Source organism: Marinomonas pontica (assembly GCF_026191375.1).
Classification (GTDB): domain Bacteria; phylum Pseudomonadota; class Gammaproteobacteria; order Pseudomonadales; family Marinomonadaceae; genus Marinomonas; species Marinomonas pontica.
The window spans coordinates 41,011-51,790 of the sequence record NZ_JAODTL010000037.1 but is presented as its reverse complement, the minus strand read 5'-3'; the positions used below and the strand labels follow the sequence as shown (position 1 = coordinate 51,790).

Below are 10,780 nucleotides of genomic sequence, written 5' to 3'. Positions count from 1 at the left end.
CGCGACCACCAGCCTTAAACGGCGCTGCCGCAGATAAAATAGGCAAGCCTTCATAGGACGTACCGCGAACAATATTTTCCACATACCAAATCTGCGCATTGTTGACGATCTGAATAGATGGATCATCTTGCACCAACGCAAAGAAACTATTGATATCAGCTGTCGATTCACCGACTTTGCGACGCATGTACGCCAACGTACCTTCGTGCTCAGTTTCTACCGCTTTATTAATATTCGTATCCGCTTCCACCAAAGGTATCGTGGTTCGGCCTTCACGACGAGAAATAGCACGCACTTCAGCTTTGCCATCCGCCACTTTCCAACCATTGCCAGCTGGCTCAAGTTTTAAATCAATCACCCCAAGGTGAGAACCCCAAAAGCCGGGCATGGTCGCAGGCTTACCAAGTACCGTACCTTTTTCGCCATCCACACCGTCAAAGACGTCTAAGGCTTTATCGCCTGGAAATATTCGATGCGAGTGACCAAACAAAATCGCATCAATGCCATCGACTTTCGCAAGATGATAAGAGGCGTTTTCTTCGCCTTTCATATAAGGCGAATTCATCATGCCACTGTGCGGAATCGCGATAATCACATCCGCGCCTTTGGCTTTCATTTCAGGAATGTATTTGTTGGCGGTTTCGATAATGTCTTTGGCGATGACTTTATGGGTTAAATTGTCTTTATCCCACGTCATAATTTGTGGTGGCACAAAGCCAATGTAACCTACTTTGACCGTTTGTTCTTTGCCGTCAGAATCAACGAAGGTTTTGTCTTTAATAATATAAGGCTGGAAATAAGGCTGATCGTTAGACGCATCGTTGTCGCCATCGTCCACATAGACATTCGAGTTAATGTATGGGAAATTCGCGCCGCTTAAGCTTTTCATCAAAAAGTCTAAGCCATAGTTAAATTCGTGGTTACCGATATTACCCACATCGTAATCCAACAAGTTCATCGCTTTAAACGCAGGATGCGTCTCACCAAAGCGCAACACGCGACCTTTCGCTACATAATCGCCCAACGGCGTGCCCTGTAATAAATCACCGTTATCCACCAAGACAGAGTTCGTCACCTCGGCACGGGCCGCTTTAATCAAGGTTGCCACACGAGACAAACCCACCGCATCGCTTTGTTTATCGCCGTAGTAATCGTAATCCACCAGATTCATGTGAATATCCGTGGTTTCCATGACTCGCAAGTCAATGGTAGAAGCCTGCGCCATCGCCGCAAACAGCAAAGAAGAGGCGAACATCGTCGCGCCCTTAGGAACAAAAAACGTCATTTTCTTTTACTCCGCTCAATTGGATCATCTTGTTATATTAAAATACTAACCAAAAAGTCAGCTTTTGATAGTAAGACGATTTTATGCGAAGTTCATGCCTTTTTTGTGACAAATTTAGAGAAGGCTTTGTGTATGCGAGTCATGTGGAAAGACAAAGCGCTACCGCTTAAACCAACGCCACACGAGGAGTACTTTGATTAACGCGGCGGCGACGTAAGTCATGGCGCAGGCGGTGAGGATTTTCTTCACTTTAGGTAGGTCTTCCTGTGGGATATAGTGGCCTTCTCTCAAAAGGGGGAGCGCTTTGTTAAAACTGGCGTCCCACTCTTCGGGCAAGATAACCACTTGTACCAACACAGCGAGTAAACCCGATAAGCCAACCACGAGCGCATGCAAAGGTACGGCGTAAGGCAAGTGCAACATCACCGAGATCAGTGGCCACCCCAATAATAAGCCTGCCGTCACGCGGCGAAGCCCATGTGCCAAAGGCAAATAACGTGTGCTAAGTCGCGCAATTTTTTCTTTTTTTTCATGGGCTATGGCGTGCCCAACTTCATGCGCTGCAACCGCAACCGCGGTTAAAGATCGTCCATTCAGCACACTTGGGCTAAGCCGCACAACATGTTGGCCATAATCAAAGTGGTCACGGCCTTCTTGTGTCGCTTCGATTTTTACCTCGCTCAATTCGAAACGCTTTACTAAATGTGTTGCCAGTTCGCCACCCGTTCCGGGTAAATCTGGACGATCGGCCGCATAGCGCTTCAAGGTGAATTTTACCCACGCACTGGGTCCAACGATCAACAAAACAACCAACACAATTCCAATGATCCACAACATAACTTTGTCTTTGACACTATCCCGTTATTAAAAAATACCCGTCGCAACTTTGACCCTTTTCAGGTTCGTAACATACACTGTAATCAATAAATGCCTAAGCAGACGAGACAGATATGAAAAATCCTTTAGTCGGCCCGATTCTCGCGATTCTGAAAAACAATCCAAATGGCATCAGTGAATTCGATATTCTCAAAGCGCTAAAAGACCAATTGCCCGAGTTCAGTCAGCTGGCCGACGACGTCAATCTACAACTTTTTCGCCAACACTTTCTGATCATGAATGCGTTATACCAATTACAGCGCAGTCTTTGGCAAGAAGAAAGCCTAATGCTAGACATCAGCGCGCTGCGGATCAATCTTCTCAGCGCAGCGCAAATTCAGACCGCATCCGGAACCCATGTCAGCGACAGTGTCGACGCAAAACTGGCGGCTTATTATCTCGACTGGGAAGAATACGAAAAAACCGATGCAGACGAAGTCTCTCGCTTGCTCGACAGTTTTTACAAAGGTATCAGCCTGCCGGGCAACCGTGACTCGGCGCTCAAGACCCTACAAATAGACAGCCGTAATCCCACAAAGTTAGTGATCAAACAACAATATCGAAAACTCGCCCAGCAGCATCACCCAGACCGTGGCGGCGACCAAGATGTGTTTATTGGGTTACGACAAGCCTATGAATTTCTCATGTTTTAAATGGCATAAAACAACGAGCTGAAGAGTGTAAAGCTCCATTCCAAGCATTGCTTTCACCACTATAAAAACTCAAGATGAACCTCGCTCTGCGCTTGTGGTCAAAATACCGCAATGCCTACTTTATCGATTCATTTTATAGAACTGGGGCTTATGACTTTTTCTTCTTTTTTAACGTATTTTTCACCCTCAAAAACACCCGCCCGTTACTTGCTGCGCCCTCTCTGTCTGGTGTCTTTTGCCTTGTTGACCAGTTGCAGCTTAACGGAAATAGACAGCTCGAACGATTTTGCCAACAACGGTCGAGACACCACGGCACTCAAACGCGATACCTTATATTTAAAAGAAAGCCTGCCGCCTGGGCTGCCTTTACCGGATGCCAGCTTTCAAGCTGGATTAGAGCAGCAAATCGCCTATCTAAACCGCCTGCAAGACAAACCCTACCTGCTGGAAAACACCCAAACCAGCGTCGCGGATCTGAAACGGGTCGCCTCCGAAATCAACGATTGGCTACACAATCCAGCCCAACAACCACAGTTAATCGCACATCAATTGGCAGGACAAGACCAACGCGGCAACGTACAAATAACGGGCTACTACGTGCCTATTCTGCCTGTTCGCCATACCCCCGATGACGTCTATCGCTACCCTCTTTACCGCAAGCCAACCCAGCGCAATGCCGAAGGAAAATTTCCCTCACGAGAGGAAATTGATTTTGAAAGCGCCTTAGCTGGACAAGGCTTGGAAATTGCTTACACATCCAGTTTGGTCGACAACTTTTTCTTGCATGTGCAAGGTTCTGGCGTGGTGGAATACGAGAATGGCGAACGCAAGCTGTTATCGTGGGGTGGCGTCAATGGTCATGCTTATCGCAGCTTAGGGAAAGAGTTGATTGAGCGAGGCGAGATCGACCGCGCCCATATTTCCGCGCAAAGCATCCGCCAATGGCTAAGCGATCATCCAGATCGAAACCGTGAAATCCTATCCACCAACCCCAGCTATTTGTTCTTTAGTGAAGGGCCAGAAAACCCTGTAGGTGCAGCGAACGTTCCATTAACACCGTTATATTCGGCGGCGGTTGATCCTAGCGTGATTCCGCTTGGCTCTATTTTATTGGCTCAGGTACCCAAGCTCGACCCCTATGGGAATTTGATTGGTCATGAATTTCGCCTGTTGTTGGCGCAAGACAAAGGCGGCGCAATAAAAGGCCCTGGACACATAGATTGGTATCAAGGCATTGGGGAAGAAGCGCACTTCCATGCAGGGCAATTAAAACACTTTGGTAAAGTGTGGTTGTTACTGCCAAAGACCCCCGCCCCACAGATCTTAATTGCCCAATAACAAAAAAGCGCCATGTCTACGATGAGATATGGCGCCGATTTTTTGCGTTATCGTGTGGACTAGCGGTAATCGCTTAACTTAAACGATACGGGCAGATTTATCCTCAACTCGCTTTCTACCATGCCTTTGGTAAAGACTGGCAAGGGTACCGAGCGTTTGATCATGTCTAACACCGCGTTATCCAGACGTTTGTAGCCAGAACTCTTAGTGATGCTCACATCAGACACTGAACCATCCGCATGCGCCACAAACGACAGAGAGACAACACCTTCTTCGTTACGGCGGCGCGACGCTCTTGGGTAACGTTTATTGTGCGCCAATACCGATTTAAGTTGCGTAAAGTAGTTTGCTTTAGCGCCTGGGTTGCCACCACTTGTTGCGGCATTTGAGCTACCGGTTGTGGCTTTTTGGTTCGCGGCTGACGGTGGTGCTACCTGTTTGGGCGTTGTTTTTGCGACGACAGCCTCAACTTTTTCGGTTTTGGTTTCGGCTCGGGCTTTGGTTTTGGCTTCGGCTCGGGCTTTGGTTTTGGCTCAGGCTTTGGTTCTGGTTTTGGCTCAGGTTTCTTTACCTCTATCGGAGAAACTTGCTTTACCTCGACGGGCTCTGGCTCCTTCACGATTTCCGGTTCCATCACGGGCTCAGGTTCAACAATAGGTTCAGGCTCTGGCTCCGGTTCGACAATAGGCTCTTCTACCACGTCGGGCTCAACGACCTCTTGAACGTCTTCTACGGGGTCTTCTATGGCTTCTTCAACTTCTTTGACCTCTTCCTGGGCAACCGTTGTTTGTACGGATGCACCGAGATCGCCCACCATTCCCAAATCAAACTCAATGCCTTGAGAGCCTGCAGATTGACTGCCTGCCGTTGGCGCATAAAATGCCGCGTAGAAAGCACCAGCGTGTACCGATACCGCCAAACCACCCGCGATAATCCAATGACGCGTGGAAATCATTCGTTCCCTCGCTCTAACTGTGTTGCCAAACTCACTTTCGTCAGTCCTGCCAGGCGCACTTGATTAAACACTGGACGTAGCTTTTCCAAAGAAATCGCACCGTCGGCTTTAATTTGTACCCAAAAAGTGTCTTTATCGACTGTTGCAGCAAACTGTTTTTCTAAATAAGCCTGAACGTCATCCATTACGAACAAGACATCGTCGACATAAAGGCTGTTATCCGCGCCTAATACGATTTCAATATTCGGGTCTGTTTCGGCTCGATTGTCATTCACAGACTGAGGTGGAATCACCGCAATAGGGTCGGCTTTTTGAATCTGTCCTGCGACCATAAAAAACACCAACATCAAAAATACCACGTTGATCAGTGGCACCATGTTGTCATCACTGCTGGTGTTTCTCGCGGCGTATTTTGCGCCTATTTTCATTTCGTCTCCGGCATAGCAAACGCATTCGCAATAGATACTGTTTTGGCGCCATTTAGCTTCAAACGATCCGCCAGGTGCATCAAGGTTTGCAGCGTTACCCCTGCGTCGGCCTGAATGATAAATACACCTTCGTTATGTTCTTCGATCAAGGCGTGAAAGCGGCTTTGATCGGAAAAACGAATGACTTGATCATTGACCCAAACCTGATCGTCGTTGTGTTTTAGCGTCAGAATAAGATTGGCTTTTTCTTCAAGCGGCTTCTGCTGATCCGCTGCAACTGACAAAGGCGTGTCCACAAGGCGCCACGGCACAAAGGTCGACGTCAGCATGAAGAACAGCAACAAGATAAACACCACATCAATCAATGGCGTTAAGCTGATCGCGTTTTTACGCTTTGGCTGGGATAGGTTAAGCGGCATGCAACATCTCTTTTGCGGCCTGCTCAACCAAATGCTTTGCTTCTTTGCTGGTGAACACTTGCGTAACCGCATCGTTCATATTGTGTGCGATGCGCTCCACTTTGCGCTCCAACCAGCTTTGTAATGTCACCACTGGGATCGCCACGGCCAAACCGACTGCGGTGGTAAGCAACGCTTGCCAAATCCCGCCCGATAATACGGATGGATCCACTTGGTTGCCCGCGCCTTCCATTTGTTGAAACGCTGTGATCATGCCCAATACCGTACCGAGCAAACCCAGTAAAGGGCTCAACGTGGCAATGATTTCTAACGGGCGAAGATAAGAGCGAAGTTGGTTTAATTGATTCATCGCACGGCGTTCTACTTCTTCACGGATCAAATCCGCTCTCGTATTGGTCGCCAACAAAGCTCGCATGGTATAACCCACAAGCGCATCAATGGGACGTTTTTCATTAAGCGGCTCAAGGGCGCGTTCCCCGCCGTTTTTGCGCCACTCTTCTAAAGCCAAGTTGGCTGTCTTTAGGCTTTCCGCACGCAACGAAGACAGCTGCCATAGCTTTAATAGAACGATGGTGAGTGCGACGACAGAAAACACCATCAATATCCACACGACAGGCCCACCGACCTGCAAAAAGTCGACTATTTTCTGCTGTACTGAATTTTCCACGACACACTCCAATGATTTTAGAAAAACAATATATAAATGGTAGTCATTCTCAACACTATTTACAATAATTAATTGGAGCGCAGTAAGGAGTAAAATAAGCGAAAAACCATGAAAAAAAGGATAAAAACTATAATTAACAATAAGATAGGACGATCACAATGAATTCATTGTGATCGTTGGTAGAAATAAGGAAATGAATAAGAGGCGTTATAGCCAACCGCGGTGTTTGAAATACCAGTAAGGCGCAAACGCAGAAAACACCATAAGCCCTAACGCGGCAGGATAACCAAAGTCAAAACCCAACTCTGGCATGAGTTTGAAATTCATCCCGTAAATACTGGCAACCAAAGTAGGCGGTAAAAATACCACAGACGCGATGGAGAAAATCTTGATGATTTTGTTCTGTTCAATGTTGATAAATCCCTGTGTTGAGTCCATCAAAAAGTTGATTTTATCGAACAAGAATGTCGTATGTGACATCAGAGTTTCCACATCACGCATTACTTCGCGTAACGTTTCCGAGTAATCTTGTCGGTTAGGCAAGTGACGTAACAAGAAGGAAATATTGCGTTGCGTGTCCATCAAACACAGACGAATTTTGCCGTTACTGTCTTCTAGACGCGCCAACTTTTCAATGATCGTGTCCAGCTCTGTTTCATCATCCTCTAGCACCAAATGACTGACGTCTTCCAACTGGCGATGAGAATCTTCCAGTGTGTCCGCGTGGTTCTCTACTTTGTTCTCCAGCAAGGTCACCAACAAATGCGCAGGGGAATCAACAAGGATGTGACCTCGGCGAGCGCGCATTCGCAACAACCTAAAATCCGCCAGCTCTGTTTCTCGAATGGTAATTAGTCGATCTTGCTGCAAGATACAAGCAACCGTTGACGTCTTGTGTCGGCCTTCCGTTTGGTTCAAGAACAAAGAGTGAACATGAATACCAGCTTGGTCGACAAAACAGCGAGCCGATGCTTCAATCTCTTCTACGTCGTCAGACTCAGGAAGGTCAGTGCGTAATAACGCCTTTAGTTGCAAGCGCTCTTCGTCATCCGGTTCAGCCGCATCAATCCAATTCGCTTCTTTTTGAAGCGTGGCAAAATTCTCGTCCTCTTTTTTAATCTCTTTAATCAATCCATTTGTGATTTTGAAAAATCTTAACATGCTACACCCTCGATATAATCAGCATCTTGTGGCCATTATACCTAGGTTATGTCTCACGTCTGTGACAAATCAAATCCATTAAACACGTCTGGTCTTAAAGCCATACTAGAAAACAATAAACCGATATGCCACATAGAATAACAACAACGCCATGACTCGATTCACCCACACCATGACGACCGGATTCATCGCGGCTTTTTTCAATCGAGAACCGGCCAACAAATACACGCTTGGCGCGCCACACGCCATCATCGACAGCACCAACGACCAGACTGCGATTTGCGTGCCTTCTACCGGTATTCGAGGAAATTGCACCGTCACAATGGGCACAATCGCCACCAAGGATTTTGGATTACAAAGCTGCAGAATCAGCCCGGTTCTGAAACTCACCGTGGTGTTTTGGGCATGAATTGAGGTCTGCTGGAAACTGGCTTGAAAGATTTTCACCCCCAAATACGCAATATAAAGCCCACCGATCAAGGCAATCGCAGACTGATATTCTTCGGGAATAATGTCCCCGCCCACATACCCGATCAGTAAAAACAAGATCAACATGGCCACGCCAACCCCCGTGCAATACAAAAAAGCGCGCCAGCCTTGCCCGTTTACACCCGCCAATAACGCCAGCATGTTTGCCGGCCCAGGGCTGTACATGACACCAAAGGCGTAAATGAATATTTCAAGCATAGAGAACCCTCAAAAGACAATTTGATCATGTTTAAAAACAGAAGAATGGGAATAGTTAGTGACTAAGTACGCTGTAAATGGCGTCTAAACTGGTAAGGCGTCAGCCCAAACATCGGTTTAAAGCGACGATTAAAATAGCTTAAATCGGTAAAGCCGAAGGTGAATGCGGCATCCGCGGGCGTCATGCCCAGCTCAAGCGCTTCCTTGGCACGGTTCATTCGATAGTTTTGCCAATATTGATGAGGGTCATCCCGAAATAATCACGAAAACAACGCAATAAGTGGTATTTCGACAGATGCGCCACTTGGCTGAGCGCATCGAGCGACACCTCTTCACTGACATGAGCATGCAAATAGTCACGCACAAGCTCAAAGACAGGGTCTTTCTTACGGACATTGGATTCAATGTGAACCCCTTTTTGGCCAGCAAGGTATTCGGCAAATTCAAACAACGCCGACGAATATTCCAACGCCGATGTGCTGTTACTTTCGATCAACGCCGCAAGCCGTAAAATATGCGTCTGCAATACGGCGTCTTGCTGTACGACTTGATCAACACGAAAGTGATCCGCGTGGCGAATACCCGCACTTTGCAGCATTGGCATCAGTTGATCTGGGTGCACATAAAGCATTTTGTAATGCAACGGATCGGCCACACCGGAATGACCGTCGTGCGCGTCTTCAGGGTTGAACACAATGACATGATTCGCGTGGCTTTTATGATGCTCGCCCAAGGCAAAAAAGTCTTGTCGACCCGACAATGTCACACCAAAAAGAAACTCCTCATGCGCATGAGTGCCGTAGGAAAAGTCGTTCATCGACGCTTCCAGCAGCATCACCTCATCCAGGATCGCACTCTTGGCAAATTGAAAACGGTTTTCTGTCGACATCATACCCTTCTACCTCTAACCCAATAACAATAGGTTAGCTGATGATCAATCAAAAAGATTGGACGATATTGCGGAAGTATCCTCTTTACTAGGTTTATAGATTGGCTTCCACCTTGGCCAATGCGCGTAAATACATGCGCCAAGCACACCAACCAGCCAGCACATTGCCAACAAAAACACCCATAAAAATGCCCGTTAATCCAGCCAGTTCAGAACCAATCCACAAACAAGGCAGAAAGAAAGCAAACAGGCGTAATGCTGAAATCGTCAGCGCGGTGTAAGACTTACCCAAAGCATTGGACACAGACACCATCAGCATGCAAATTCCCAACGCCCCGAGGCTCACCGGCACCAACAACAAATGCCACTGCAAGATGTCAGACACCTCCATTTCGCTGGTCATAAGGCGAGAAAGTGGGCCGGATGCCAGCAAAGTAGCGATCGCCACCAACAGCTGAAAAGCCAAAATAAAGCGACACGCAATGGACACAACCTGACGAATATCATCGGTTTTTTTCGCGCCTAACAAACGCCCCACCATAGGCGGCATAGACATCGTCAGCGCCAACACCGCCACAATTGAGAAAAACTCAAAACGCGAACCCAGCGCCCAAGACGCCACCGCCGCCGTTCCAAAACCCGCAATCAATTTTGTTGCCAAGACAGAAGACACAGGCGGCAACAACTGACTGATCATCGCGGGTCCCATAATATGACCAATCGATGCCAAACTTTTACCAATATGCAGGTCTTGCCAATCGAACGTCACCCAGTGTTTGCGAGCCACTTGCGGCGCAACAATCAACACACCCAAACCAAACGCCACGGTCGTCGCCATGGCGGCACCGTTCAACCCCAAATCAAACGTAAAAATAAAAATAGGATCCAACACCAAGTTCAGCACACTGGTCACTATCATCATAATGCCGGGCAGCATAGTGTTGCCATTGGAACGGCAAATGCTGTAATAAAAATAGATCAGCGCGCCAACCCAAGCGCTGAGCAACCAATGAGGCCAATAAGCATCGATAACAGGGTAAACCGACTCTGGCGCGCTTAATAACGCTAAGATGGGATGACGGCAAAACCAAATGACGAGACTAAAAAAGGCAATACCAACACTGCCCATAACCAAAATCAGTCCACCTAATTGCTTGGCGTAACGTCTATTTTCAGCGCCCAAGGCTCGGGAAATAATCGCCGTTGTGGCAATTCCTAAGCCGACTTGCAGACCAATCACAATCATCTGAATCGGCAAGGTAAACCCCTGCGCCGCCAAGGGCAAAATACCCAACTGACCAATAAACGCACTGTCCACCAGCTGAAAACTCATCAACGACAAAATGCCAAACATCATTGGCCATGTCATGGAAAAAAGCTGTTTTGCTAACGAATCAGACTGAGATATTTGAGAGGGCATAC

The 10,780-nt window shown here is 47.4% G+C and carries 14 protein-coding genes; 2 read left to right on the top strand and 12 right to left on the bottom strand.

Annotated features, from left to right (window positions below; translation table 11 throughout):
• Both N5P32_RS09130 and N5P32_RS09125 read right to left on the bottom strand, forming a co-directional pair.
• A partial coding sequence (locus tag N5P32_RS09130; protein WP_265728780.1) for a bifunctional 2',3'-cyclic-nucleotide 2'-phosphodiesterase/3'-nucleotidase occupies positions 1 to 1,285 on the bottom strand: 1,285 nt, incomplete at its 3' end.
• A 159-nt stretch (positions 1,286 to 1,444) separates the two neighbouring features.
• Positions 1,445 to 2,122, bottom strand: coding sequence for a zinc metallopeptidase (locus N5P32_RS09125; RefSeq protein ID WP_265728779.1), 678 nt, complete (start codon positions 2,120 to 2,122; stop codon positions 1,445 to 1,447).
• Positions 2,123 to 2,235: 113 nt separating this feature from the next.
• Between N5P32_RS09125 and N5P32_RS09120 the strand changes: the two genes are divergently transcribed.
• Complete coding sequence (locus N5P32_RS09120) at positions 2,236 to 2,814, top strand: DNA-J related domain-containing protein (protein WP_265728778.1); 579 nt, start codon at positions 2,236 to 2,238, stop codon at positions 2,812 to 2,814.
• 150 nt (positions 2,815 to 2,964) lie between these two features.
• The gene (gene mltA / locus N5P32_RS09115) at positions 2,965 to 4,152 is read left to right on the top strand and encodes a murein transglycosylase A (RefSeq protein WP_265728777.1); all 1,188 of its coding nucleotides are present in this window, start codon (positions 2,965 to 2,967) and stop codon (positions 4,150 to 4,152) included.
• 59 nt (positions 4,153 to 4,211) lie between these two features.
• Here mltA and N5P32_RS09110 read toward each other — a convergent pair whose 3' ends face one another.
• From N5P32_RS09110 to N5P32_RS09065, 10 genes are all read right to left on the bottom strand, one after another.
• Positions 4,212 to 4,472 carry an energy transducer TonB gene (locus tag N5P32_RS09110; protein ID WP_265728776.1) on the bottom strand — a complete coding sequence of 87 codons (261 nt, stop codon included), beginning with the start codon at positions 4,470 to 4,472 and terminating at the stop codon, positions 4,212 to 4,214.
• Positions 4,473 to 4,582: 110 nt separating this feature from the next.
• On the bottom strand, positions 4,583 to 5,107 hold the full coding sequence (locus tag N5P32_RS09105) for a hypothetical protein (protein WP_265728775.1): 525 nt from the start codon (positions 5,105 to 5,107) through the stop codon (positions 4,583 to 4,585).
• Positions 5,104 to 5,535, bottom strand: a complete 432-nt coding sequence (locus N5P32_RS09100; protein ID WP_265728774.1) for an ExbD/TolR family protein — start codon at positions 5,533 to 5,535, stop codon at positions 5,104 to 5,106. The genes N5P32_RS09105 and N5P32_RS09100 overlap by 4 nt, the downstream gene beginning before the upstream one ends.
• A complete protein-coding gene (locus tag N5P32_RS09095) occupies positions 5,532 to 5,954 on the bottom strand; it encodes an ExbD/TolR family protein (RefSeq protein ID WP_265728773.1) in 423 nt (140 codons plus the stop codon). Before N5P32_RS09095 ends, N5P32_RS09100 begins: the two co-directional genes overlap by 4 nt.
• Complete coding sequence (locus N5P32_RS09090) at positions 5,944 to 6,621, bottom strand: MotA/TolQ/ExbB proton channel family protein (protein ID WP_265728772.1); 678 nt, start codon at positions 6,619 to 6,621, stop codon at positions 5,944 to 5,946. The genes N5P32_RS09095 and N5P32_RS09090 overlap by 11 nt, the downstream gene beginning before the upstream one ends.
• 207 nt (positions 6,622 to 6,828) lie before the next feature.
• On the bottom strand, positions 6,829 to 7,782 hold the full coding sequence (gene corA, locus N5P32_RS09085) for a magnesium/cobalt transporter CorA (RefSeq protein ID WP_265728771.1): 954 nt from the start codon (positions 7,780 to 7,782) through the stop codon (positions 6,829 to 6,831).
• 105 nt (positions 7,783 to 7,887) lie between these two features.
• Positions 7,888 to 8,469, bottom strand: coding sequence for a LysE family translocator (locus N5P32_RS09080; RefSeq protein WP_265728770.1), 582 nt, complete (start codon positions 8,467 to 8,469; stop codon positions 7,888 to 7,890).
• Between the two features lie 62 nt (positions 8,470 to 8,531).
• The gene (locus N5P32_RS09075) at positions 8,532 to 8,687 is read right to left on the bottom strand and encodes a helix-turn-helix domain-containing protein (protein ID WP_265728769.1); all 156 of its coding nucleotides are present in this window, start codon (positions 8,685 to 8,687) and stop codon (positions 8,532 to 8,534) included.
• Positions 8,684 to 9,361: an AraC family ligand binding domain-containing protein gene (locus N5P32_RS09070; protein WP_265728768.1), complete on the bottom strand. Its 678-nt coding sequence runs from the start codon at positions 9,359 to 9,361 to the stop codon at positions 8,684 to 8,686. Before N5P32_RS09070 ends, N5P32_RS09075 begins: the two co-directional genes overlap by 4 nt.
• A 91-nt stretch (positions 9,362 to 9,452) precedes the next feature.
• A complete protein-coding gene (locus N5P32_RS09065; RefSeq protein WP_265728767.1) occupies positions 9,453 to 10,778 on the bottom strand; it encodes an MATE family efflux transporter in 1,326 nt (441 codons plus the stop codon).
• Positions 10,779 to 10,780 lie beyond the last annotated feature (2 nt).